Here is a 23,515-nt window from a genome sequence, read left to right on the forward strand (position 1 = left end):
TTGTTCCCCTCCTTGTTAAGGTATCTTTTTAGATACTAGGTATATTATTAGTAACTACTTCTCATATGCGATCCTAGGGATTATTATACGTCTATATACTTACTTAATTCAAGGAGGTAATTTATTTTATGAATATCGCATTGTGGATCGCGCAAAGTGTTTTGGCATTAGCTTTTATTATGGCTGGTACTATGAAAGCATTTCAGTATGAGAAAGCCAAAGCTAGCATGCCTTGGGTAAAAGATGTTTCGAAAGGCATGGTAACGTTCATTGGGCTGTCGGAGCTGCTTGGGGGACTAGGCTTGATTTTACCTTATGCCACAGGAATTGCACCTATTTTGACACCAATTGCCGCATATGCGCTTGGTCTAATCATGGTTTTAGCTGCTATACTTCACGCGAAAAGAAAAGAAAATCAGGCGATCGGGATGAACCTCCTTTTCTTGGCGATATTACTATTTGTAGCTATCGGACGTTGGTAAGTTGTTAGCGCTTACCAAACCTAACGAATAAGAATAGGAGGTCCCCTTATGCTTTCACCTGTCTTTTTGCCCCACGGCTCGCCCTATACCATTTTCGAAAAATCCGAATTTACTGAGTTCCTGAACCGTTTCGGCAAAGAAAACCGCCCAAGAGCCATTGTCATTTTCTCGGCGCATTTTGAAAGCGAAATCACCCGCAAGAGGCTCAACGATCGTTGCTTCCATCGTAGAAGAGCGCCTGCGCCGACATCACATTCCGGTTAGGCAGGCGTATCGCGGCTTAGATCATGGCGTATTCCCTATCATGATGCATGCATATCCGGAAGCCGACATTCCCATCGTCCCCGTTTCAGTCAATCCGTTCTTGCCGGCTAGGCAGCAGATTGCCATTGGCGAAGCGTTGCAGGGACTTGAGCAAGATGGCGTTCTCGTCATCGGAAGCGGTTTTTTGACACACAATTTCAATGAAATTGACCGTGATAAAGACGCGCCTCCACGTGAATGGACCGTTCAATTCAGAGATTGGATTCGGGAGAAAGTGCTCGCCAGAGATATCGAATCCCTAAGCCAATACGAAACGCTAGCCCCGCATGCAGCAATTGGAGTACCACGTGCCGAGCACTTCGTGCCTTTGCTCATTGCGCTTGGCAGCGGAAGCCCTGGGCGAGATATTCGTGTATTACACGACACCATCGAACATGGTTCGTTAAGTACGCTGAGCTTTAAATTTTAATCTTATCGAGGTGAAGAAAACCCTGATCGGCAGTTGCTGATCAGGGTATTTAGGTATCTAATTTATTTTGCATTCGTTAATGCTCCATTTTCCGGTTGCAATAGGTTGGTTCCGTTCCACATCCCTTATGTCTACTACTTAATCTTCCATACTATTAAATTCAATTTTATGGTAAATTTAGGAGGCAATCAATCATGGGAGGGATACCAATGGCTGGGTGGACAACTGATACATTCGATTTGCAGAAAACTGATATTTCTGGTTCCAAATTTCAAGAGGTTAGAGCTGAAAAGTTAGATTTCGATAACGTGAGTCTAGCAGGAACGAAATTTAACAATGCTAACTTAGGCGGGCTGTTGTTCAACAATGTGAATTTATCTGGCTCCCAAATCAACGATGCGAATTTAAGCAGTGTCAAAATAACGAATGCCAACTTTAGCGAAGCTGTCATTGAGCACGTCCTTTTATACGGTACTCAATTTCGCAACGTCATGCTTCCCATGGAAGGCGATGCCAAATATAAGGAAAATCAAGATTATGAGCCCATTCAGTTCGATCATTGCGTACTAAGTAACAGCGTGATAACGAATTGTGACTTATCCAATGTCGACATCTCTAACTGCACGATCACTGGTTTGAAAATTAACGGCATCTTAATCGAGGATTTGCTGAAGAAATATGCTAGCAACGATTAAATAGATATTTAATCAGATAAAAAAAAATGACACTCCCTAAGGAGTGTCATTTTCATTGCAAGATTCATATGATTATTGAGCTTGTACGATCTCTCTACCCTTATATGAACCGCAGTTTTTGCAAACATGATGCGCTTTTTTAAGTTCAGCACATTGTTCACACTTCACCATTCCTGGCACAGCCAGTTTAAAGTGAGTACGGCGCTTATCGCGACGTGTTTTGGACGTTCTCCGTTGAGGAACTGCCATAGTCAAAACACCTCCAGTTACTTTTCTAAACAACAAGAGATATCATAGCGTTCTGGAAGCCATTTGTCAATGCTGGAACCTATCGACCTCGTAATCCATGCAGTATAGTTATGATTTTATTCTCATCCTGAACACTAGCAACCCTACTCCGATAGTTATAATTAACGCAACCGCAATGAGTTCACGGAGATGATGGTTAATTATCCGATGATAGACAGCCTCGAGATAAGCCCGTTTATTCGTATACGCCATCTGATCCATCGTTTCTTGCAACCTCTCTATGTTCGTTGGCTTTACACCTTGTCCCATCTCAGCTAGTTCCGCAGTCGCAACTGAGAGCTTCTTGGTTAATGAGCAAGAGCTTGTTTCCAGCATATTCTCCTTAAAATCATAGTCATACGCAAAAACAAGATAGGATTCCCCCACTTCAAAAGGATAGCCACATGCAGCTTCACCCAAGTTATTAAGTACAATGACCTCTGTTTGAGAAATCCCTTTCCAAGAATCCTCTACTTCGAAATGAACGGCGATTTTATAATCGAGAATACCATTGATATCTAGCACTTGTGATTTGATTCCAAGAACCTTACCAGAGAATACTGCCTTAGATCGTTCTACAGCCTTGATGGGATCCGGTTGAATCACGCAACTGCAAGCATAGCCTTTACTGGGCAGGATGAGGCTCATAATCATAATCACAACTGATAGAGCCATTACGTACTTTTTCACAAGCTTCATCCTTTCATTGCAAATCCATCCACTAATCCTTAACCGCTGATATCAAAAGAAAAATAGGACGACGCGTCTCATCTTTCATTTCGGGAATCGTATCCAAAGCTTCTTGTGTCGGTTGTGGCTCGGCAACTTGCGTAATACGGAATCCAGCCTCCATTAAGGCATTCATATAGGTAGCGATCGTCCGATGATATTTGACGACATCATGATCTAGAAATCTCGCTAGCCGCATTCCTTCCTTCTGGTAGTCATCGACAGGCCAGTGCAATCGCTCGCCTTCCGGACCATAATGCCAGTCTTGCGCCGCGCGTGAGGTAAAGACAGGATGTTCTACCGAGAGTACAAAAGTTCCTCCAGCAGCCAAACTATGATGCACCTTCTGGCAAACAACATCAAATTGCTCAATGTAGTGAAGAGCCAATGAGCTGATCACAACGTCAAATTCACCCGCTGCGAAGTCGATGTCTTCAATCGCCAGTCTTCGATACGTGATCGCGGAATCGTTATGATTCGTTCTGGCATACGCCAGCATTTTCTCCGAGAGATCTACCCCAACTACAGACGCAGCGCCTTGCTCGCGGGCATACTTGCAATGCCAACCGTAACCGCATCCAAGGTCAAGAACACGTTTCCCTTGAAGCAGAGGCAGCATCGTACGTTGTACGGGCCATTCGCCTGCGGCATTGAGGCCTCCAATGGATCGAGGCATCTCGCTATATTTTGCATAAAAGTCAAGATCATCATATTTGTTCTGTTTCATCGCATCCATGACTCCTCATTTGTATTTATGTTATGATTTGCTAAAATGGTCGAACGAGAATAGATCACCTGATAATACTACTCATCACCAGTTTACCTTATAATGAAGCTTAGCTTCAAAGAATGACCAGAAGTGGGTGATTTTGCTTGTTTAAAATCTTACTTATTGAAGATGATGCGACCCTGTTCGCAGAGATCAAAGAACGCTTGGCCCAATGGTCCTACGAGGTCCATGGCATTGCTGATTTTAATAAAGTGGTTGAGACATTTATTGCGTTGAAGCCTGATCTCGTCATTATTGATATTCAACTCCCCAAATTCGATGGGTTTCATTGGTGTCGCATGATTCGGACGCATTCCAACGTGCCTATCGTATTCCTCTCTTCGCGCGACCATCCTACGGATATGGTGATGTCTATGCAGCTTGGAGCGGATGACTTCATCCAGAAGCCATTTCATTTTGACGTGCTGATCGCGAAAATCCATGCCATTCTCCGCCGCGTGTATAACTACAATACGGAACAAATGAAATTGAAAACTTGGTCCGGTGCTACGATAGATTTTGAAAAGAATATCGTTATTAATTCTGCTGGATCCATTGAGTTAACCAAGAATGAAATCTATATTTTGAAGCTCCTCATCGAGCATAAAAACACAATTGTCAGTCGGGAAGCCATGATCAACAGCTTATGGAATGACCAGCGTTTTGTCAGCGATAATACGTTAACGGTGAACGTGAATCGGCTCAGAAAGAAGCTGGACGAGCTGGATTTAGGGCGTTTTATCGAGACAAAGGTCGGGCAAGGTTACATCGCAACGGAAGAGACCCCTCATTATGATTAAGGCTTATCTCAGAGAGCGAATCAGCTGGCTCGGGATGTTCCTCTTCGGACAAGCCCTCCTGCTGCTAATTGCCTATCTCGACCACTCGATTCCATTCCGATCCGTTCTGTATATTGTTTTCTTATCTTCGATGCTGTTCGTGATCTTCTTGATCTTTCGCTATCACAAAGAAACGGCTTTTATCAAGCGGTTAAATGACTGGGAAACCAGTCTCGATGTATCCGGTTTCGCTGATGCGGCAAGTCCTTTTGAGAAAGTCATGGAAGCAGCCTTGGTCAATCAGACCGAGCAGCTCCACCAGACGGCCTCGCGGCAGCAAATCGCTTTGGAACAAGAGAAAGACGAGTTGCTGTCTTGGATTCATGAAGTGAAGACGCCTCTCACCGCCATGCATTTGATGATTGGCCGTTTGGAGAACGAAGCGACGAAAGCCTCTCTAACCTTCGAATGGCTGCGCATCCATCATCTCTTGGACCAACAGCTTCACCAGCTGCGCCTCCCCTCGATTGAGAATGATCTCTACATGGATAAGGTAGACATCGAAGACCTCCTCTATATGGAGATTAAATCGCTGCAATCTTGGTGCATTCAAAAGGGCATGGGGTTTGACGTTCTTTTGGACGCCACCCAAGTCCTCAGTGATGCCAAATGGCTCGCGTTTATTCTACGGCAGATCTTAACGAATGCCGTGAAATACAGCGCAAGTCACTCCTCCGATATCATCGTGAAGAGCTTCTTGGATCAGGAGCGTACTATCCTAGAAGTAACGGACTTCGGGCGTGGCATAGAGGCCAAGGATCTCCCCCGTATCTTCGATAAGGGCTTTACTTCAACGACCTGGCATCAGGACAGCGCGGCGACAGGCATGGGCTTATATCTGGCTCGCAAAGCAGCAGACACCCTGCACATCCAGATCACTGTGCGTTCCGAAGTTAGCGTAGGGAGCACCTTCACCCTCATCTTCCCACAGCCGAATGAACTCGTGCGGATTACAAGCATGTGACAATAATGTCACATGCTTATCTACTTTGTTCGTCCAATCGAAGGATAAATGCGGTCCAGCTTTTTATAATAAAGCTAATCGTGTAAAGGAGTGTGTGATTCATGTCCATCTTACAAGCCGTTAAAATCCATAAAAGCTTCGGCAATAAACATAACAAACAAGAGGTACTTCGAGGCCTTGATATTACTATCGAAAAAGGGGAATTTGTCAGCATCATGGGACCTTCCGGCTCTGGGAAAACAACGCTGCTCAACGTGCTTTCCTCCATCGACAAAGTGAGTCATGGTTCCATTCAGATTAACAAAGCAGAAACGACGAGCATGAAAGAAAAGCAATTGGCTGAGTTTCGGAAGCATCATCTCGGCTTTATTTTTCAGGATTATAATTTGCTGGATACGCTGACTGTGAAAGAAAACATCCTGCTTCCGTTATCGATTACGAAGATATCCAAGACAGAAGCTAACCAGAAGTTTCATGACCTTGCGACAGAGCTCGGTATTTATGAGCTGAAGGATAAGTATCCGAACGAAATATCCGGTGGGCAGAAACAGCGAACGTCCGCTGCTAGAGCGTTCATTCATGATCCTGATATTATTTTCGCAGATGAACCTACGGGTGCACTCGATTCCAAATCGGCGTCAGACTTGCTGAATAAACTCAGTGAAATGAATGTCAGTCGTCAAGCGAGCATTGTGATGGTCACGCATGACCCGGTTGCCGCTAGCTACAGCAGCAGAGTGATCTTCATTAAAGACGGGCAGATTTATTCCCAAATCTATAAAGGGCAAGAGACGAGACAAGCCTTCTTTCAAGACATTATGAAGACCCAAGGCGTCCTTGGCGGTGTGCAATATGAGTATTAATCAGCTCATCCTCCAAAACCTGAAGGCCAATATCAAGCATTACTACTTGTATGTGTTCGCATTAATGTTCAGCGTTGCGCTCTATTTCGCTTTTGTCACGTTGCAGTACGACCCTGCGCTAGATGCAGCCAAGGGGACTATTAAAGGAGCCGCTGCGCTGAAATCTGCATCGATCCTGCTTATCGCCATTGTTGCTATCTTCAACTTATATGCCAATAACATTTTCGTGAAAAGACGCAGTAAAGAAATCGGTCTTCTGCAGCTTATCGGCATGACGAAAGGACGAATCTTTCGCATCCTTAGTACCGAGAATTTCATCCTTTACTTCGGCTCGCTAGTCGTTGGGACGTTTATCGGATTCTCCGTGTCTAAGCTCTTTCTGATGATCCTATTCAGAATTACTGGGGTTAAAGCAATTGCAACGCTCCACTTTTCGGTACAAGCGTTCATCCAAACAATTGTTGTTTTCAGTGCGGTCTACTTTTTTATTCTAATGGTCAATTATTTTTTTATTCAAAAGCAGACGATTCTTTCATTGTTCCATGTGGCCACCTCCACCGAAGCCAAAGTGAAGCAAATGTCAAACGCAGAAGCGATCCTTGGATTCATTGGCATATGTCTCGTTCTAATAGGCTACTATGTATCTTCTAGATTGTTTTCAGGCAGCATTGCGTCAGTAGCAGGATTATTGAGCAGCATGCTGTTAATTCTTGCCTCGGTGATCATCGGTACTTATCTGTTCTATAAAGGGTCTGTGCGCTTGATTTTAAATCTCGTCCGTAAAAAGAAAAACGGCTATTTGAACGTGCAAGAGGTGCTTTCCCTCGGTTCCATCATGTATCGGATGAAATCCAATGCGTTGCTTTTGATGGTGATTACGACGGTATCTGCCTTAGCGATTGGCTTGCTGTCCTTGAGCTATATTACGTACTATTCTGCTGAAAAAACAGCCGAAATGAACATTCCTGCTCACTTTGCAGTGACGGAACGTCAATATGCTGAGCGCTTTACGAAAGCCTTAGATGAGAGTGGCATTGAACACCGCGATACAACGATTGAGGTTATTCAAATCAAGGCTGATCTTAGCCAAGTGCTGAAAACGAAAAGTGAACTTTATATGAGCCCAGATGCCAATCAGGTGGCCGTTATTAGCGATACCGCTGCAGGATCCATCGACTTGAAGGCGGACCAAGCCTTTTTTACCGGGGCTAACGATGAAATGCAAAAATTTCTTCAGTTCAAAACGAACAGCCCGCTTCAACTAAGCAGCCAGCATATCACCATCCCGCTAACGTATATCGGCATCGAGGAACGCTCCTACATTACAAGGCGCTTCTCGATGGGCAGCCTGCCTGTTGCTGTCGTAGACGATTCAGTTTTCCAGCGTCTAAAACAAGATCTCGACCCTCGAATTCAAGGAACCTCATCGCTGTATCTCGGTATTGATATCGTAGATGAGAAGGAATGTGAGAAAGCGAATCAACTTTTTCATGAAGTCGAATTTAATGAACGAGCCTCCCGTGATTCTCGCCAAGATATGGCTAGTGAAGCGAAAAATCGCATGGGATTGACCATGTTCATCGTCGGCTTCCTAGGACTCACCTTCCTGATCACGTCGGGCTGCATTCTTTACTTCAAGCAAATGGATGAGAGTGAAGAGGAACAGTCTTCGTATACGATTCTACGAAAGCTTGGTTTTACCCAAGGCGATCTGTTAAAGGGGATTAAGGTTAAACAGCTATTTAATTTTGGCATTCCCTTAGTCGTGGGACTGCTTCACAGCTACTTCGCCGTTCAATCGGGATGGTTCTTGTTTGGAACGGAGCTGTGGACGCCGATGATGATCGTTATGGGGCTGTACACGGCACTCTACTCGGTCTTCGGCGTGCTCTCTGTCCAGCATTATCGGAAGGTGATTAAGCGGGCATTGTGAATATGCACCTAACATGAAGTGTTCCTTAAGGCTGTCCCAAGTAGATTCTTCTACTTGAGGAGAGCCTTTTCCCTATTTAAATGTACCTAACGCATCTTAGTTCCCCTTCTCTAAACAAAAAGAAGCCTACAGACCAGCTGTAGACTTCCCTTCAATCTCCTATGTAAATCTCACACTTACGTTACTTTACTCACAATTTTCATAACCGCATCGCGGGTCAACTTGTTGCCGCCAGCAGCAAGCAGATTAACCGTAGCATGCGCTAGCGCTAATGGAACCTTGCAAAACTTCAACGCTGGACCCTGCTTCAGATCGGCGATATAGCTATCCGCCAGTTGCAGATTGCGACGCGTGTATTGCTGCATTTCCTTGAATCCCCAACCATCCGGGAAAAAGTTCACGCCGCGCTTCGCATCCTCCAATTTATTGCGGAGAATATTCACCGCCTGCAGTCCTCTGCCGAAGGCAATAGCTTTATCACGATCGGATTGTGTACCATCATGCCACAGCCACAGATCGGACAGCATCTCGCCAACCATACCAGCTACGCTATACGTATAGCGATCCAAATCCTCTTCCGTATGGATGTTCCAACCATTTTGAACCCATTCTGACATTTCCAATGACATTTTCGCAATATACTGCTCAATGATTGGCATTGCAGTGGGTGGACAGAGTGCTAGCCATTCATCCAGTCGCATCGAGACTTCCGGCAAAACCTCCCGATGAGGCGCTAACAAGCTCTGTATCGAGCCCTTAATATCGGAGGATTGGAAAGCTTCATACACCCCGGATAAAAGCTCTATTTTCAACGGGTCCGCGAGATCCTCATGATCCTCGATTTCATCGATGGCCCGCATACATAAATAGGCAGATGTGACCGCCTCTTTTAATCCGAAGTCCAAGTTGCTGATCGGGATATAAAAGGTTCGGCTCGTTTCTTTCAACATCAGCATTGCATCATTCAGCATATCGGTATTAATGGTAATTACCTCCAAGTATTAACGTACCTTTTCGTCTAGTAATATTGTAATCTCATGATAACATACTTTATGAAAGTTAATCCAAAGCAAACAACCAATAGTTGTCCAAACTGCGCTTCATTACACAAAAGTGTCAAACTTTCAGAGCTCTAATTGTCATATGTATCTTACTAGTCACAGACTAAATAATGACACCCTTTTCTGGATATTATGTCCAAATTACAAAGAAATAAAATAATTCGCTCAAATTCCATCCTCGGTTTATACAAAAAAAGCCACCGATTCCTCCTATCGGCAGCCTGCTTTTACGTATTATTGCTCGTTCGAGCATCCAAGATATAGTCGACACGATCCTCACAGGACGAAATGAAGTCAGGTGCCCCATCCTCCGACATGCCACATACAGATAGCCAATAGCCTTCTACTGGAAGCTGTTCGTTAAGAATTTCTTGGACGTGATCCTTGACTATGCGGTATTTCATTGGATCCTTCATGGCGTAATTAACACGTGTGCCACTCATATGGACCCTCATTTGGCGTATCGGATCGTCGTTGTTTGGTACAAGTACTGTCAAATCCATTTCATCCAATCGCTCAAAAAAATAGCTTGCTGCAATCGAACGATCATATTGAATCCATGGGCCATCTAGCTTGTGCTGCTTAACAATCGCTTTACTCGCTGCACGGTCATAATCAACATAATAATAAATGAAATCATCCTTGCTACGTCCCACTACTTCGTAAGATAGCTTTTGAAATTCCCCCTGCTTGTTATAAAACAGATGAAAATCTTCCAGCTTTGCTTGTTCATCCATCTCCAGCTTTGAGGCAATCTCTTGCCAGTGCTTGGCGTAGTTATGCTCGCTCATCAGTGAGATATTCACCGGAATTCCGCGCTCTCTCTCGGTAACCAAGGTTTCAGCGATCAGATACATGAAAAATGTGAATCCGCCCATGATGATGATACCTAACGTCATTCGATAAAGTCGATTCAACATGAGACTCCCCCTCACTCATGGTTTCCCGATTGGCTACTCCATTCTGGCGCGGTACAAGCCATCTTTCCCCCGAACAGGCTCAGCCACTTTCTCCCCAGTTGGCGCCTGCCAGTCAACCCATTTATTTCGCGGAAGATCATATTTCACATATCTATTGTCATCTTGCTTTGTAAATAAGTCCGTCCCGCTAGCAAAGGTAATGCTGCCTTCTGGCGGGTTAGCGATTTCTTTTGCGGCTTTGCCTGGTTGCCACAATCTCCACCCTGAGGCTTGCAGCTGAAATTCTCCCTTTTCATATTGCTGCAGGTAGACGCCTTGGTTCGTGACGAGCCTAGCAATCCCTTTGGCGGTAAACGTTGCCCCGGAATTGCTCACAAAATCCGTGTAGGGAACGCCATCTTGTATTCGTGTCCAATAGGTGCCATCCGGCGTAGGGGTAATGGTCATATCCAATTCGGAGTATTTGCCAACCAGTACGCTTGTCGTGTAGGATTGTGTTCTTTGAGGCATAGAATCTCCTGACGCGTAGGTGATCCGTTCCAATTGGCTCGTTTCATGCCGGTTCTCATAGGCCAAAAGGTGAAGCAACCCTCTCGTCGTATCATACGAAGCATAATTGATATTATGATCCTCTTGAGGATCAGCTGTATGAAGAATCCGCTTCTCACCTTTCTCAATATCATAGGCATACACGCCATAGTAGGACGCATAAATGAGCGTCTTCGCATCCATCCATTGGATGGGCTGCTGATCTGGCTCTATCGTGGAATAGAACACATTCTCAATGACAACAGGGTCCTTCCCCTTTTGCTCCAAAATAAACGAATAGCTGGTTCCGTCCCCATCTCCCATGGACCCACCAAGGCGAACAATCCCGATATAGCTTTGTTTATCCGCAGATAAAACCAATTGATCATAGAATAGATCCCTCGGGCCTCCCCCAGCCAACTCACCTGATTCGACATAGCGCCATACATGCCTCGGCATTTGTTGAACCCAGACTCCCTGGAGACCACCACCCAAGCGATTGCCGCTTACATCCACCAAGTTATCCATTCGCAGATACTGTTCCCTTATTCCATGCTCTCCGGCCCCCATATTGTCCAGTTGGACCAAGAGGTGTTTGGCATCTATCCATTTGGCTGCTAAAGGCACACCCTCTATCGTCGTAGGCAGATCATTTCGCATCTCATTAGAGAAGACTAATTCTACCGAGCTTTCCCCCTCGGGGGTACGCAGTCGTGGTCCATATTCCTGTGCCATTACCAAAAGGTGTGGAACATCGCGACCTGCGCCTGGGCTGAATGTAAAACTCACCGGTTCTTTTCGAATGAACGTCATGGCAGGCAGATCCCCAAAGCGTAGGTCGAACGATGAACTCGCATGATGAAATTGAATCCTCACCTGGTAGATGGGATTTTCACTTACTTCAATTTCCCAATCCACATCGCCGTCAACCTTAATCTGTTTTGTTAGCAACCGTCGTTCTTCTTCACTCATGTTCGCAAACGTCGCATTCACACTGACATCCTCTAGATGATACACAACTTGGAAAGGTTCCTGGGGGACATCCGTAGCCTTCCATTGCTGGAATACCCTCCCCTCAGAACTATTTCGTTCACCGAAAATAAGGCTTTGCAGCTTGCTGCGGATTGAAATTATCGAGGCAACTGGAGCAGTCGTTATCCGTGCCGAAGCTTCAGGAGAGCTCATTGGTGATGATTCGACAGGACTCTGGGTACTCTCTTCACATGCATTCAGCAGCAGCATGACACCTATAAGCAAACTACTACCTACCAATCTGATCGTCACACACACCAGTCCTATTCAAATATGATAATATTTCCCATATGAAATTAGACGTATGGAACTGACAGAAAGTTGCCGGCTGGAGCGCTACTGGGATCGGAAATGCAAAAAAGACTGCTTTCCAAGCAGCTCCTTATACATCTATACTTTTATCATAAAATCATCGTTACAATTTACACCAAGCAATCAAAGGAGGCATCTCACTTGTTATTAGCCATCGTTCTTTTCATCGCCGCGGGGCTCGCCGAAATTGGCGGAGGCTACCTAGTCTGGCTTTGGCTGCGCGAATCGAAACCACTATGGTATGGGATCGTCGGAAGCCTCATCCTCGTCTTATATGGCATCGTGCCGACCTTGCAGAGCTTTCCATCGTTTGGTCGCGTCTACGCGGCTTATGGCGGTGTTTTCATAGTTCTAGCCGTTTTATGGGGCTGGTTCGTCGACAAAAAGACACCGGATCTGTATGATTGGATCGGTGCCGCGCTATGCGTTATTGGTGTTTCCATTATGCTTTGGGCGCCTAGGAGCTAGGAAGCGAACTATTTCGATTGAAAAAGCTCGCTAATTTGCTTTACCAATTCCTCCGAGTGCAAATAATAATTCCCCGCAATCCCACCAGGAGTAAATACAAGTTTGTTTTCCTTACCTTCAAATAGGACAACCGAGTATAGAAAACCTGCCCTGCCTTCTTGATTCGGGTCTGGCGTAAGCTTCAAATGACGCACTTTACTAATCCAATCTTGAACTACTTGTTGATCATTAAATGTCTTAAGCTCCCCCGTGGAGCCGCTTCTAATTTCAATATGATCCACCTTCGAAATGTCGCCCGGGTAAAACTCTTCTAGCTGTTTCACTGTAAGGTTAGGTTTTACCGCCGTTTCTTCCTTTCCACACCCTACACATGCCAAAATAATGACCATCGTCAGCGTTAAAAGAAGCCACTTTTTACTCATTGGCCGCCCCTCCTATCCGTTCCATCCCGCACGTTGTAGGACCCCTGTGACATAGTCACTTTTGCCCTCGGAATATGCCGAACGATCATTGCCGAGCGGGGAGCACAAAGTCTCTTATTTGTTCAAAAATCCGAACCCATTCGGGATCATAATCTGCGATGATAATAGGGGAAACCATGGGAAATCCCTCCATTTTTCCGTCGAAATCACTCTGTAATTGGCTTCAAATCACTGAACTTTAGCAAAACCTCTCTACTCGTATCGAGGTAGATCACCCTAATATCTAATTCCTCTTCGTTAAGCTCGAAAGAAAGAATCATACATTTTCTACCTCGATTTTTGGTCTTTCTGGGGTTGTCTGGAGCTACTACATAAGAGCCTCCAAGACTTAGGCTTACTGTTTCATTCATATTTATCTGCTACCCTCTCATGTTGTTATTCAAAAGGACTTTCCAACAATACAACCTCATTCGTCCTTGGATTCAATTCCACCCTCCCACCGAGGGGCAGAATCAATTTCGGATCCGTATGCCCAAAGTCAAAATCAACAACAATCGGCACATGACCCGCTCCAAACTCTTTGGCAATAATATTCACCAGGATCTCTCTAAGCTCTACATTCTCAGCTGCGCTATAATCCTTCGCCCTACCTAATATGACGCCTCTAATATGTGAAAAGATACCTTGCATCCCATAATTCCGTAGCATATAGCCCACTTGCATGGGCAAGGGTTTATCTTCCGACGTTTCGAAAAACAAGATCTTATCCTGCCAGAAATCACCCTTCGGCCAGTAGATCGTCGATTTCATAAACTCTAAAACTTCGATACATCCGCCCCACAAATACCCTTGCTCAATCGATTCTCCCTGTATAAAAGTCCACCCATTCTCGTTCTCTACAAACGGCTGACACTCGCCCAATGTCTCTAGTTGGCTCCAGTCTTTATAGCCATTCGTCCACGCTTGATAGGGCGCATATCGATATGGGAATTGCTCTTCAACCAATATCGCGTTAAGATGCTCGGTAAATGCTTCAGGGAGATTTCTCAATTGCGCGAATCCCGCCATAATAGATGGGCCATAGAATGTTACCATCCCCAAATTATTTAAGTACGTTAAGAATGTCGTCGCATCCGAAAAGCCCATGATGAACTTAGGGTGATTATGTATCATTTCCGTATCTAAAAAAGGCAGAATCCTCACCGATTCATAACCACCGATCGAGGTAATGATTCCTTCTATTTCGTCATTTTCAAAACAATGATTGATATCCTGCGCACGCAGGTGTGGATACTTATACAGCTCATCTGGAGACATCCTTGCCGATGGCATCTCAACAACTTCCCAGCCAAAGACTTCTTGCAAGTGCTTCAAGCCAAGCTCATAAATATCTGGGAACAAATAGGGTAAACCGCTAGATGGTGAAATAATGGCTACTTTAGAGCCAGGCTTTAATCTTTTGGGTTTGATCATACGATCCCTCCAAGCAACAACTGCCAGACATTTTCAAAATCCTCATCCATGCTGCTCCCCACTCCCCACTCCCCACTCCTCCGCATGCGCCGGATGATGGAAGCGCGAGGTAGCCAAGAAGAGGGCTCTGGCAAGTGATTCCGAATCCCCTTGCCTGAACACTTTGCTCGCCATCCCCTGTTCGAGAATCTGTGTAAGCTGCTGAATCAAGCGATATACATGCGTGCTGATCATTTCATATTCAATGTGCGTAACATTAGCATACATGGCAAACATTTCAGTATCCTCAGCGGCGAATTTCCGCATAGTTTGAATCAATGTTACTAGCCACATACGCAAACGCTCAACGGCACTAGCGCCAGTCTCATCACTTGCAATAGCCTCCAAAGGAATCGCCACACTCGTATGCAACCACCGCGAAGTCACGGCTTCTCGCAGCGCTGCTTTGCTTTCAAAATGCCGATACAACGTCCCATGACTCACTTGCAGTACCTTGGCAATGTCCACGACGGACGTTTTGTCCGGACCATACCGCCGAAGCAATTGCTCGGCTGTATCGAGAATCTCATTTTTCGATAATGGCAACTCATTCTTCGTCATGTTATACAAACCCGCCTTATCCAATGAAGTAAGCAGCCTTTCCCGCCGCCTACTATATTACTTTATTATAAAAACGAAAATGACAACTATCAAATGACATTTTTACGATTTTGTCACTCGCGATTTTAATAAAACAATATAGCGCCCCTGCGAGACCTCCTAAAAAATCCCACATCATCCCCCGTGCAACTAAATTGAAACACTTTCCGTCTGTCTTGCCATAGAGAATCTATTAGATGAGGTGGTGGACAGATGAAAATAACACGCTATACCTTACTTGGTCTACTAAGCGCTACGCTGCTCCTAACAGGATGCTCAAGGACCGAGCTTGTACAAGAAAGATCCACGAAAGCAGTGGGGGGATCATCGCCAAAGGCGGAAAACCCAACAACGATGATGGGCTCTGCGATGGTAGACAACGGAGACAAAGCGACGAAGGTGACCTATACATTCACAAATCAGACTAATAAAACGATCACCGTCATCGGCGGAGCAAAGTATACGCTATTGAAGGATCAAACGATAGTCGAACAAGGCGCCGTTCCGATCAAGGATTATTTGGATTTACAGCGGGGACAATCCTATACGGATTCGAAGACTTTTACGAATTTACCTACAGGGGATTATCTCATCGAAGTCGAGTGGAACAAAACGAAGGTGACGGCGGCAATTAAAAGAAACTAACATCCTAATCCCCAGTTGGCTCGGCCACCAAGGTTTCTCCGTGCTTTAGCAAACGCAGCAAGCTCCGGTCATGCCCTCTCCGCTGCCAATCCGCCAGCAACCGATCGAGCGCCTCCTTAGGCGTATCATCGGCAAGCCGAAATGCTCCATAGTGCATCGGTATGAATTGCTTGGCGCCGACGTCAAGGAACGCTTGCACCGCTTCCTCTGGGGTTACGTGCTGCATCCCCATAAACCACTCCGGCTCATAGGCGCCAATCGGCATCAATGCATAGTTAATGCCCGGAAATCTCGCCCCGATCTCTCGGAACCCTTCAAAATACCCGCTATCGCCAGCGAAGTATATCACATGAGGATCCTGTTCCCCTGCTGGCAAAGACGCCGCAGTCCGCTTCATTACCCATCCGCCCCAATGCGATGTATTCGTATCGGTTAGCGTACGCCTTGTCCAATGCTGCGCTGGGACAAAGTGAAACTCCAGCTGACCAATGGTCTGACTCCCCCACCATGGCAATTCATAAACCGTGCTGAACCCCAGCTTCCGCAGCTTCGGGCCAAGCCCTTCTGGCACAAGCACGTATGGCGTTCCTCTCAGCTTTTTCAACGAACCCACATGCAGGTGATCATAATGCGCATGGGATAGCAAAATAACATCCACTGGCGGCAGCTCTTCTATAGAAAGACCAGGTGCTTCAAGCCTCTCGCTGAAACCCATCCGAGTGGCCCAGACCGGGTCGGTTACAATTGTCAAACCCGCTGCTTGCAGCAAAAAGGTTGCATGCCCGATCCAGGTAATCGTAACTTCACTCTGATTATTCTTCAGCAGCTCCTGCTGCTTATGTTCGGATTGGCCAATTCGGAAGCTCAGATCTTTGACTTTGCCCTTCCGCTCCTTTTGCCAGCGACGTACTTCTTTCCACGTTTTCGTCGTTGCCTTTGGATCCATATTGCTGTACCGCTGCCGTGTCATACGTTCATCCCCATTCATCTTCTAACCTTTTATATGTGTTATAACAAATCTTCAGCTCTTGCAAAACTACTCATCTTTAGTATAACAAATGACATCAGGGTATTGAACTTTTTGCCATTGCTTTCGGCATCACGTATTTAAGTGCCATCCCTAGAGGCCTGTTTATACCGGATCCTATATGTTATATTAACCCACACGTTTATTTACATTTTCACAATTCACCTACCTCTTTTAATGAAAAACACAATCCATCTGCCAGATCATTGACTCTTTTAAGAGAACAGACCTATAATTCAGTTAACAAAACGAAATTACGTTAGATTACCTTACACAAAAGAGGTGCAGCGGTATGGAGCCCGATTTGATCATCGCATGCTTCTCCAACCCCCACTTCGGCACCTTGATGGATGTCGGCATACGGGATGGGAAAATTATATCCCTTCAAGAGCATCTCCCTAATGACCCTAACGCTCTCAGCGCTGGTCAACGTATAGAAGCCAATGGGCGAGTCCTTCTCCCTGGTTTGATAGAACCGCATATTCATCTCGATAAAGCCTTTCTTCTGAATCAAATGACGAAGGACGCCTGCTCCATTGAGCAAGCAATCGCCTCCACCTTGGAGTTGAAACGCTCCTTCACCAAAACAGATATCGAAGCTCGTTCGATTCAAGTGATCCAACAAGCTATTGCTCATGGTGTGACTCACATGCGATGTCACGTTGAAATCGATCCCATCGTCGGCCTCATCGGCCTCGAAGTGATGCTTGATTTGAAAAAGTACTACAGTGACCAAGTCACCCTGCAGATCGTCGCCTTCCCTCAAGAAGGCATTGCCCAGCAGCCTGGTACTGAGGAGCTGCTTAAGGAAGCCCTTCAACTTGGTGCCGACGTCGTCGGCGGCATTACCTATCAGGATGAGGATCTGCACGCGCATCTCAGTACCGTTTTCAACCTAGCTCGCGCCTTCAACAAGCCCTTGGACTTACACGTCGATTTCTCCGATAATCCGGCTATGCTAGCCATTCTCACTATCATCCGTATGACGCACGAATATGGCATGCAGGGGCGCGTAAGCGTCGGACACCTCACTTCACTCGGTTCACTCCCTTATGAAGAAGCCAAAGCCATCTGCACAGCCATTGCGGAAGCCGGCATTCACGTCATGTCCTTGCCAGTAACCGACTTGTATCTGAACGGACGTGGGGATGACCATCGTCACCGACGGGGACTTACCCCAGTGACTCTCCTACTAGAGCAGGGCGCCAATGTTATTTATGGCAGCAATAATATCCAAAATCCTTTTACACCCTTTGGCACAGCAGATCCCCTGGACACAGGCATGCTCCTTGCACAAACCGCGTATATGGGCTCCAAGCAAGATGTCATCACGCTCATGGAGATGGCGACGACCCGCGCGGCGAAGGCACTCGAGCTTGAGAATTACGGACTGTATATCGGAGCCGATGCCGATCTCGTTTTATTCGAGGCAGCAAGCTTGCGCAGCGCCTTTTACGAACGTGCACCCAGACGCTATGTCTGGAAGCGAGGACAGCTGGTAGCTTCAACTGTGAAACAGACTACCTTTTACACTGAGAAAATCAGCTTCTAATGAGGGAAAGGCGGGATTAGATGCACCTGACCGTTGAAGAAGCGTTAACCATTTACCCTTTGTCACGTGCCAAATTAGTCGCTGGAGAGAAAGGTTTGTCCCGCATTTTACGATCCGTCAATGTCATGGACGCTCCTGATGCCGGCGATTGGATCAAATCCGGTGAGATGCTGTTTACAACCGCTTTTGTCATGAAAGATCACTTGGATATGGCCCTTTCCACCTTACGGATGCTGGATGAACGAGGCGGTGCAGGACTGGGGATCAAAGTAGGGCGCTATTGGGATCAAATTCCGCAGGAGTTGTACGACGAGGCGAATCGGCTTGAAATGCCAATCCTGGAGCTGCCTTTCGAATTCACTTTCTCCGATCAAATGGATGCCCTGTTCAACGCCGAACACACGAAGACGACCAAGAAGCTGCAAACTGTCCTAGAAAAGCAAAAGCAGCTCATGCAATTCGCACTGCGCAATAAGGAATCTTCAGATATTTTCCATATGATTTCAGGCATCCTGGGGCAGCCTATCGCCGTGTTCGGTCAAGGGGGCAACGTCCTCTTCCATAACACCTCGTGGTCAGAAGATGTCATCCTGCACCAATGGCCATGGACGAAGTCGCCGCAGTGGGAAGGCTTCGGAGACACCAGATGCTTCCGCATCCCGCTGATGGATGCACTTGGCTGCACAGGCTTTTTCAAAGTATATGTGAACTCACCCTTGATGCTAAAGGAAGAAGAGGCCTTGTTTCACCAAGCCGCGGAAATCTTAACCTATCATCTCGGTCTCGATATTCAAAAAGGCAAAGACCCCTCGCGCCAGCACGCGCTAAGTCAAGTGTTTACAGATTTTTTCCAGCGGGAACTGACCTTTCACGATTTCATGAAGAACTGCAAAAGCTATCATCTCACCGTTATTTCCACCACCTATCAATGCGTGCTCACAACGATACCATCCGAACAACCTGGTGCAACTAGGCTCCTCAATGAGGTTCGCCAGTTGTTGATCTATCACCCGCAGCTGCAGCACTATGAGTCAGAGCACTTCTATTTGGCTGATGGGCTGTTCTCTATCTTCGCCCTTCCTGATGAACAAACTTTTCATAAAAAAGATTTCCTAGCTTCGCTGAACACCTGCATTTCCGGTCTAACTGCAAGAACGTCTAACACCGGCTTCCATTGCTGGGCCAGTCGCGTGAAGGCTCAGCCTGAACACATATTCAATGCATACAATGAGTGCTTGGAAACGCACCATGCCGCTGAGCGTCTTCGCATGAGCCAAACCGTGCTGCATCACGATTCCATTGAGCTGTTCTCTCTGTTCCAGCATCTTTCCGCGGAAGCCATGCTTAGCTACTATACTTACGTGTTGGAGCCCATATATGGCAAGAACAAACAGGTCGATCCCGAGCTCGCGTTAACCCTCGAAGTTTACTTCGAGTATGACGGGTCTATTAATGAAACGAGCCGCTATCTATTCGTCCATCGCAACACAGTTTCGTACCGTTTGGAGAAAATTGCGGACTTATTACAGATGGATTTTAAAAAGATGAGTGATTTATTGCGATTGAAGTTAGCCTTCCTCTTCCGAAATTATTTGAAATAGAAGCAAATAGGCAGAAAAATAATCTGGTCATATATGTTCACTTGCAAGGTAAAGGAGTTATCACGATGGGACAATGGCTACGTAACGTTCTTGTAAACGGCTCTCTACATAACCTTCTATTGGAGCAAGGCGTTATCGCCGAGATCGTACCTGCTGCTAATTGGGAGGAGAACCCCTCTTGGGACGCACAAGGCATGCTCATGCTGCCTACATTTAAGGATTATCATGTGCATTTGGATAAGGCCTTCCCTGATGATCAATGGATTTCTCGCAACAACGTCCGTTCCTTATATGATCAATTTCAAATGGAGAAAGATCTGCTAGCTCCCCTCAAAAGTAGCCAAAAGGAACGGGCCCGTGGCATTCTGCAGCAAATGCTGGCCTTCGGAACGACCCGCCTCCGCGTACATGTCGACATCGATCCAGAGATCGGTTTATCCCATCTCGCCATGGTGCGGGAGCTGCAAGAGGAATTCTTAGGGACGTTAACGATCGAGATCGTCGCCTTCCCACAGCAGGGACTGATTCGTTCACAATCGATTAACCTCATTAAACAAGCCCTTCAGGAGGGTGCCACGATTGTCGGTGGCGTTGATCCGGCCGGTGTAGACCGCGATATCGAGGCTTGCTTGAGCGCCATCTTCGACATGAGCGTCACCTACGACGCCGAAGTTGATATACACCTGCACGACCCTGGGCATCTCGGACTCTTCACCTTGGAGCGCATCATGGACTACACCGAGCAGACGGGTAAAATCGGTAAAGTCGCCGTCAGTCACGCCTACTGCTTAGGCGAGGTATCCGAAAGCGAATCCCTTGCGATAGGGGAGCGCTTGGCTGCACTCGATGTCGCCATCATCACCAGCGTGCCGATCGACTCCGCGATGCCTCGCGTCGCGCAATTGCGAGCAGCAGGCGTGCGCGTATATCTGGGCTCGGATCACACCGGGCTGGACGCATGGACACCCTTCGGCTTCACCGATCAACTCATGCGTGCCCGAAGGATGGCGGATATGTACCGTTGGAATGACGATGAGCGACTACGCTCCGTCTATCCTCACCTTGGCTCTACCGCAGGCGTATTTAAAATCGGCGACCCTGCCGACTTCATCCTTCTGTCTGCGGTCAATGCTGAGCATGCCGCAGCCACCGCCCCTCCACGTGAGGTCGTTAGTGTTCGTGGCGTTCCTGTTGCTGGCAGACAGCTGCAGAGCGCTTGGAAGATATGAGCAAACTAGACACAAACAATTAAAGGGAATGGGGAGATTTCGAATGACATTTCTGGGGAAAACAAAGGTAGGTACAGCCGCAATTGCAACAATCCTTCTACTCTCTGCTTGTGGAGCGAGCACACCAACATCTTCAGTGACAACTGCAGCATCAACGGCAGCGCCAAGCTCGAAGACACCGGACAAAGTCACGCAAGCCATGAGCTGGTTTGCACAACCAGAAATGGGTGGGCACTACGCAGCGCAACTGGCGAAAATCTATGAGAAGGCTGGCATCGACATTACGCTTCAACAAGGTGGACCTCAAGTTTCCAACGTTCAACTCGTTGCTGGCGGCAAGGTACAATTCGCGATGGCTAATGCCGATGAAGTCGTTCTCGCCCGCAAAGAAGGCATCCCAGTCAAAGTCATCTATGCCAACTTGCAAACGAACCCTCAGAACTTAATCTTCCACAAGGATTCCGGCATCAAAAAAATCGAAGACCTCAACGGACGCAAAGTGTACACCGCCGTCGGCTTCCCGTTCTGGCAGTACATCAGCTACAAATACAAGCTCGACAAAGTGCAAATCCAGAACTACACTGGCTCTCTAGCTGGCTTTTCCGCTGACAAAGACTCCATCACCCAAGGCTTCGCCACCAACGAGCCCTACGTTCTGAAAAAACAAGGCGTCAACGTCGACTGGTTCCTGAACGCAGACCTTGGCTACAACCCTTACGGCAACGTCGTTATTGCCACAGATGACTTCATCAAAAAGAATCCAGACTTGATTAAGCGCTATATCAAAGCCACCAGCGAAGGCTGGGACTACTACTATGCGCACGGCGACGAAGTTAACAATGCTCTTAATGGCGTTAACAAAGACTACGACGTCGACCATCTGAAGGATGCGCAAGCCGTTGCCAAAGACTTCATCTTCGGCGGCGATGCCAAAGCCCACGGCGTTGGCTACATGTCCGACGAACGTTGGAAAACACTCGTCAGCCAAATGAAAGAGGCCGGCATGATCAAGGAAGATATTCCGGTGAAGGATTTGTATACAAATGAGTTTTTACCAGCGAAGTAGAAATTACATGAGCCTGCTTACAATGAAAAAAGACCACCTTTGAGTGGTCTTTTTCTTTGTAAGCGGGCGGCGGGAATACTCCAAATCGGATTATAAGGCTTCCTACGGGAGCAACTAGTGGTATATTTGGACGCTCGTCCTACTAAGCCTATTCTCAGATGTATTCACGGACGGTCGAACCCTCCGCGGGCTCTCTTCACTGCTTATACAAAGAAAGGACCACCCGAGGGTGGTCCTTTCTTTGTAAGCGGGCGGCGGGAATCGAACCCGCGCGATCAGCTTGGAAGGCTGAAGTTCTACCATTAAACTACGCCCGCGTAGTTCATATAAAGCATTGATGGCGCGCCCTGAGAGATTCGAACTCCCGACCTTTTGATTCGTAGTCAAATACTCTATCCAGCTGAGCTAAGGGCGCATCTAAGTTGTTGTTAATGCCGAAGACCAGACTTGAACTGGTACGGTAGTCACCTACCGCAGGATTTTAAGTCCTGTGCGTCTGCCGATTCCGCCACTCCGGCTTGTATATAAAGGCGCTACCCAGATTCGAACTGGGGGTAAAGCTTTTGCAGAGCTCTGCCTTACCACTTGGCTATAGCGCCGAATTCTATATCTTTACCCATAAAATGGCGGAGCTGACGGGATTCGAACCCGCGGTCTCCTGCGTGACAGGCAGGCATGTTAGGCCACTACACCACAGCTCCGTGTACATAAATGGTGGAGGCTGACGGGATCGAACCGCCGACCCTCTGCTTGTAAGGCAGATGCTCTCCCAGCTGAGCTAAGCCTCCATGGGATAATTCTTTGGGGCCCACGCAAAGTAATCGGATTACGCTTCGACAGCATTTCGTCACTTTGTGGGGAAGTTTAGTGGTGACCCGTAGGGGACTCGAACCCCTGTTACCTCCGTGAAAGGGAGGTGTCTTAACCACTTGACCAACGGGCCTAGAAAAGAATGGCTCCCCGAACAGGACTCGAACCTGTGACAACTCGATTAACAGTCGAGTGCTCTACCAACTGAGCTATCAGGGAATAATGGTGGAGCCAAGCGGGATCGAACCGCTGACCTCCTGCTTGCAAGGCAGGCGCTCTCCCAGCTGAGCTATGGCCCCAGACAAAAAAAATACCCGTTAGGGTAACTGCTTGGCAACGTTCTACTCTCCCAGAACCCTGCGGTTCAAGTACCATCGACGCTGGAAGGCTTAACGGTCGTGTTCGAGATGGGAACGCGTGGGTCCCTTCCGCCAT

23 protein-coding genes, 9 tRNA genes and 1 rRNA gene are annotated in these 23,515 nt (G+C 46.9%); 13 read left to right on the plus strand and 20 right to left on the minus strand.

The features are described from left to right. The first annotated feature begins 128 nt into the window (after positions 1–128). From AC58QO_RS18585 to AC58QO_RS18595, 3 genes are all read left to right on the plus strand, one after another. On the plus strand, positions 129–482 hold the full coding sequence (locus AC58QO_RS18585) for a DoxX family protein (RefSeq protein ID WP_497268092.1): 354 nt from the start codon (positions 129–131) through the stop codon (positions 480–482). 157 nt (positions 483–639) lie between these two features. Then, positions 640–1,215 carry a DODA-type extradiol aromatic ring-opening family dioxygenase gene (locus AC58QO_RS18590; protein ID WP_497268094.1) on the plus strand — a complete coding sequence of 192 codons (576 nt, stop codon included), beginning with the start codon at positions 640–642 and terminating at the stop codon, positions 1,213–1,215. A 194-nt stretch (positions 1,216–1,409) separates the two neighbouring features. Next, on the plus strand, positions 1,410–1,910 hold the full coding sequence (locus AC58QO_RS18595) for a pentapeptide repeat-containing protein (protein WP_497268095.1): 501 nt from the start codon (positions 1,410–1,412) through the stop codon (positions 1,908–1,910). A 72-nt stretch (positions 1,911–1,982) separates the two neighbouring features. On the opposite strand, the gene rpmF is transcribed toward AC58QO_RS18595, so the two are convergent. The 3 genes from rpmF to AC58QO_RS18610 form a co-directional block, all read right to left on the minus strand. Further along, entirely contained in the window at positions 1,983–2,159 is a 177-nt protein-coding gene (gene rpmF, locus AC58QO_RS18600) for a 50S ribosomal protein L32 (protein WP_047680282.1), read from the minus strand. 108 nt (positions 2,160–2,267) lie between these two features. After that, positions 2,268–2,888, minus strand: a complete 621-nt coding sequence (locus tag AC58QO_RS18605; RefSeq protein WP_497268097.1) for a hypothetical protein — start codon at positions 2,886–2,888, stop codon at positions 2,268–2,270. Between the two features lie 31 nt (positions 2,889–2,919). Then, a complete protein-coding gene (locus AC58QO_RS18610) occupies positions 2,920–3,654 on the minus strand; it encodes a class I SAM-dependent methyltransferase (RefSeq protein WP_497268099.1) in 735 nt (244 codons plus the stop codon). A 146-nt stretch (positions 3,655–3,800) separates the two neighbouring features. On the opposite strand from AC58QO_RS18610, the gene AC58QO_RS18615 reads away from it, so the two are divergent. From AC58QO_RS18615 to AC58QO_RS18630, 4 genes are all read left to right on the plus strand, one after another. Next, complete coding sequence (locus tag AC58QO_RS18615) at positions 3,801–4,496, plus strand: response regulator transcription factor (RefSeq protein WP_497268101.1); 696 nt, start codon at positions 3,801–3,803, stop codon at positions 4,494–4,496. Next, complete coding sequence (locus AC58QO_RS18620) at positions 4,489–5,499, plus strand: sensor histidine kinase (protein WP_497268102.1); 1,011 nt, start codon at positions 4,489–4,491, stop codon at positions 5,497–5,499. Before AC58QO_RS18615 ends, AC58QO_RS18620 begins: the two co-directional genes overlap by 8 nt. A 101-nt stretch (positions 5,500–5,600) precedes the next feature. Beyond that, positions 5,601–6,362 carry an ABC transporter ATP-binding protein gene (locus tag AC58QO_RS18625; RefSeq protein WP_497268104.1) on the plus strand — a complete coding sequence of 254 codons (762 nt, stop codon included), beginning with the start codon at positions 5,601–5,603 and terminating at the stop codon, positions 6,360–6,362. Beyond that, on the plus strand, positions 6,352–8,295 hold the full coding sequence (locus tag AC58QO_RS18630; RefSeq protein WP_497268105.1) for an FtsX-like permease family protein: 1,944 nt from the start codon (positions 6,352–6,354) through the stop codon (positions 8,293–8,295). Before AC58QO_RS18625 ends, AC58QO_RS18630 begins: the two co-directional genes overlap by 11 nt. Positions 8,296–8,471: 176 nt before the next feature. Here AC58QO_RS18630 and AC58QO_RS18635 read toward each other — a convergent pair whose 3' ends face one another. The 3 genes from AC58QO_RS18635 to AC58QO_RS18645 all read right to left on the minus strand — a co-directional run bounded on the left by AC58QO_RS18635 (position 8,472) and on the right by AC58QO_RS18645 (position 12,088). Further along, on the minus strand, positions 8,472–9,293 hold the full coding sequence (locus AC58QO_RS18635; RefSeq protein WP_497268107.1) for a squalene/phytoene synthase family protein: 822 nt from the start codon (positions 9,291–9,293) through the stop codon (positions 8,472–8,474). A 290-nt stretch (positions 9,294–9,583) separates the two neighbouring features. Further along, on the minus strand, positions 9,584–10,276 hold the full coding sequence (locus tag AC58QO_RS18640; RefSeq protein ID WP_497268109.1) for a hypothetical protein: 693 nt from the start codon (positions 10,274–10,276) through the stop codon (positions 9,584–9,586). Between the two features lie 33 nt (positions 10,277–10,309). Next, the gene (locus AC58QO_RS18645; RefSeq protein WP_497268111.1) at positions 10,310–12,088 is read right to left on the minus strand and encodes a hypothetical protein; all 1,779 of its coding nucleotides are present in this window, start codon (positions 12,086–12,088) and stop codon (positions 10,310–10,312) included. 201 nt (positions 12,089–12,289) lie between these two features. On the opposite strand from AC58QO_RS18645, the gene AC58QO_RS18650 reads away from it, so the two are divergent. Then, a complete protein-coding gene (locus AC58QO_RS18650) occupies positions 12,290–12,616 on the plus strand; it encodes a YnfA family protein (RefSeq protein WP_497268113.1) in 327 nt (108 codons plus the stop codon). An 8-nt stretch (positions 12,617–12,624) separates the two neighbouring features. On the opposite strand, the gene AC58QO_RS18655 is transcribed toward AC58QO_RS18650, so the two are convergent. From AC58QO_RS18655 to AC58QO_RS18665, 3 genes are all read right to left on the minus strand, one after another. Continuing rightward, on the minus strand, positions 12,625–13,038 hold the full coding sequence (locus tag AC58QO_RS18655) for a hypothetical protein (RefSeq protein ID WP_497268115.1): 414 nt from the start codon (positions 13,036–13,038) through the stop codon (positions 12,625–12,627). 435 nt (positions 13,039–13,473) lie between these two features. Beyond that, positions 13,474–14,511, minus strand: coding sequence for a S66 peptidase family protein (locus AC58QO_RS18660; protein ID WP_497268117.1), 1,038 nt, complete (start codon positions 14,509–14,511; stop codon positions 13,474–13,476). A gap of 42 nt (positions 14,512–14,553) precedes the next feature. Continuing rightward, entirely contained in the window at positions 14,554–15,111 is a 558-nt protein-coding gene (locus AC58QO_RS18665; protein ID WP_497268119.1) for a TetR/AcrR family transcriptional regulator, read from the minus strand. A 252-nt stretch (positions 15,112–15,363) separates the two neighbouring features. On the opposite strand from AC58QO_RS18665, the gene AC58QO_RS18670 reads away from it, so the two are divergent. Further along, positions 15,364–15,795, plus strand: coding sequence for a hypothetical protein (locus AC58QO_RS18670; protein ID WP_497268121.1), 432 nt, complete (start codon positions 15,364–15,366; stop codon positions 15,793–15,795). Positions 15,796–15,799: 4 nt separating this feature from the next. On the opposite strand, the gene AC58QO_RS18675 is transcribed toward AC58QO_RS18670, so the two are convergent. Then, positions 15,800–16,765, minus strand: a complete 966-nt coding sequence (locus tag AC58QO_RS18675; protein ID WP_497268123.1) for an MBL fold metallo-hydrolase — start codon at positions 16,763–16,765, stop codon at positions 15,800–15,802. A gap of 349 nt (positions 16,766–17,114) precedes the next feature. Here AC58QO_RS18675 and AC58QO_RS18680 point away from each other — a divergent pair, with 349 nt between their 5' ends. The 4 genes from AC58QO_RS18680 to AC58QO_RS18695 all read left to right on the plus strand — a co-directional run bounded on the left by AC58QO_RS18680 (position 17,115) and on the right by AC58QO_RS18695 (position 22,270). After that, positions 17,115–18,374, plus strand: a complete 1,260-nt coding sequence (locus tag AC58QO_RS18680; protein ID WP_497268125.1) for an amidohydrolase family protein — start codon at positions 17,115–17,117, stop codon at positions 18,372–18,374. A gap of 20 nt (positions 18,375–18,394) precedes the next feature. Continuing rightward, complete coding sequence (locus AC58QO_RS18685) at positions 18,395–19,975, plus strand: PucR family transcriptional regulator (RefSeq protein ID WP_497268127.1); 1,581 nt, start codon at positions 18,395–18,397, stop codon at positions 19,973–19,975. A 65-nt stretch (positions 19,976–20,040) separates the two neighbouring features. Further along, positions 20,041–21,204, plus strand: coding sequence for an amidohydrolase family protein (locus AC58QO_RS18690; RefSeq protein ID WP_497268129.1), 1,164 nt, complete (start codon positions 20,041–20,043; stop codon positions 21,202–21,204). Positions 21,205–21,232: 28 nt separating this feature from the next. Further along, a complete protein-coding gene (locus AC58QO_RS18695) occupies positions 21,233–22,270 on the plus strand; it encodes an ABC transporter substrate-binding protein (protein ID WP_497268131.1) in 1,038 nt (345 codons plus the stop codon). A gap of 246 nt (positions 22,271–22,516) precedes the next feature. On the opposite strand, the gene AC58QO_RS18700 is transcribed toward AC58QO_RS18695, so the two are convergent. The 10 genes from AC58QO_RS18700 to rrf all read right to left on the minus strand — a co-directional run. Next, positions 22,517–22,587 (minus strand) — tRNA-Gly (locus tag AC58QO_RS18700). Between the two features lie 21 nt (positions 22,588–22,608). Beyond that, positions 22,609–22,685: transfer RNA gene (locus AC58QO_RS18705), tRNA-Arg, on the minus strand. A 17-nt stretch (positions 22,686–22,702) separates the two neighbouring features. Next, positions 22,703–22,788: transfer RNA gene (locus AC58QO_RS18710), tRNA-Leu, on the minus strand. 10 nt (positions 22,789–22,798) lie between these two features. Continuing rightward, a tRNA-Cys gene (locus tag AC58QO_RS18715) sits at positions 22,799–22,869 on the minus strand. Between the two features lie 25 nt (positions 22,870–22,894). Further along, positions 22,895–22,971: transfer RNA gene (locus AC58QO_RS18720), tRNA-Asp, on the minus strand. 11 nt (positions 22,972–22,982) lie between these two features. After that, positions 22,983–23,058: transfer RNA gene (locus tag AC58QO_RS18725), tRNA-Val, on the minus strand. A gap of 80 nt (positions 23,059–23,138) precedes the next feature. Continuing rightward, positions 23,139–23,213: transfer RNA gene (locus AC58QO_RS18730), tRNA-Glu, on the minus strand. A 10-nt stretch (positions 23,214–23,223) separates the two neighbouring features. Continuing rightward, positions 23,224–23,299 (minus strand) — tRNA-Asn (locus tag AC58QO_RS18735). Positions 23,300–23,303: 4 nt separating this feature from the next. Continuing rightward, positions 23,304–23,379, minus strand: a tRNA-Ala gene (locus tag AC58QO_RS18740). Between the two features lie 29 nt (positions 23,380–23,408). Further along, a 5S ribosomal RNA gene (rrf, locus tag AC58QO_RS18745) occupies positions 23,409–23,515 on the minus strand; the annotation flags it as partial.

Source organism: Paenibacillus sp. J31R30 (genome assembly GCF_059692115.1).

Excerpts from the sequence above, each read along its gene's own strand:
- AC58QO_RS18625 (WP_497268104.1), top strand. The coding sequence starts at position 5,601 with ATGTCCATCTTACAAGCCGTTAAAATCCATAAAAGCTTCGGCAATAAA.
- AC58QO_RS18685 (WP_497268127.1), top strand. The coding sequence starts at position 18,395 with ATGCACCTGACCGTTGAAGAAGCGTTAACCATTTACCCTTTGTCACGT.
- AC58QO_RS18595 (WP_497268095.1), top strand. The coding sequence starts at position 1,410 with ATGGGAGGGATACCAATGGCTGGGTGGACAACTGATACATTCGATTTG.
- AC58QO_RS18640 (WP_497268109.1), bottom strand. The coding sequence starts at position 10,276 with ATGTTGAATCGACTTTATCGAATGACGTTAGGTATCATCATCATGGGC.
- AC58QO_RS18660 (WP_497268117.1), bottom strand. The coding sequence starts at position 14,511 with ATGATCAAACCCAAAAGATTAAAGCCTGGCTCTAAAGTAGCCATTATT.
- AC58QO_RS18675 (WP_497268123.1), bottom strand. The coding sequence starts at position 16,765 with ATGACACGGCAGCGGTACAGCAATATGGATCCAAAGGCAACGACGAAA.
- AC58QO_RS18610 (WP_497268099.1), bottom strand. The coding sequence starts at position 3,654 with ATGAAACAGAACAAATATGATGATCTTGACTTTTATGCAAAATATAGC.
- AC58QO_RS18585 (WP_497268092.1), top strand. The coding sequence starts at position 129 with ATGAATATCGCATTGTGGATCGCGCAAAGTGTTTTGGCATTAGCTTTT.
- AC58QO_RS18690 (WP_497268129.1), top strand. The coding sequence starts at position 20,041 with ATGGGACAATGGCTACGTAACGTTCTTGTAAACGGCTCTCTACATAAC.
- AC58QO_RS18670 (WP_497268121.1), top strand. The coding sequence starts at position 15,364 with ATGAAAATAACACGCTATACCTTACTTGGTCTACTAAGCGCTACGCTG.
- AC58QO_RS18655 (WP_497268115.1), bottom strand. The coding sequence starts at position 13,038 with ATGAGTAAAAAGTGGCTTCTTTTAACGCTGACGATGGTCATTATTTTG.
- AC58QO_RS18695 (WP_497268131.1), top strand. The coding sequence starts at position 21,233 with ATGGGGAGATTTCGAATGACATTTCTGGGGAAAACAAAGGTAGGTACA.
- AC58QO_RS18620 (WP_497268102.1), top strand. The coding sequence starts at position 4,489 with ATGATTAAGGCTTATCTCAGAGAGCGAATCAGCTGGCTCGGGATGTTC.
- AC58QO_RS18630 (WP_497268105.1), top strand. The coding sequence starts at position 6,352 with ATGAGTATTAATCAGCTCATCCTCCAAAACCTGAAGGCCAATATCAAG.
- AC58QO_RS18665 (WP_497268119.1), bottom strand. The coding sequence starts at position 15,111 with ATGACGAAGAATGAGTTGCCATTATCGAAAAATGAGATTCTCGATACA.
- rpmF (WP_047680282.1), bottom strand. The coding sequence starts at position 2,159 with ATGGCAGTTCCTCAACGGAGAACGTCCAAAACACGTCGCGATAAGCGC.
- AC58QO_RS18680 (WP_497268125.1), top strand. The coding sequence starts at position 17,115 with ATGGAGCCCGATTTGATCATCGCATGCTTCTCCAACCCCCACTTCGGC.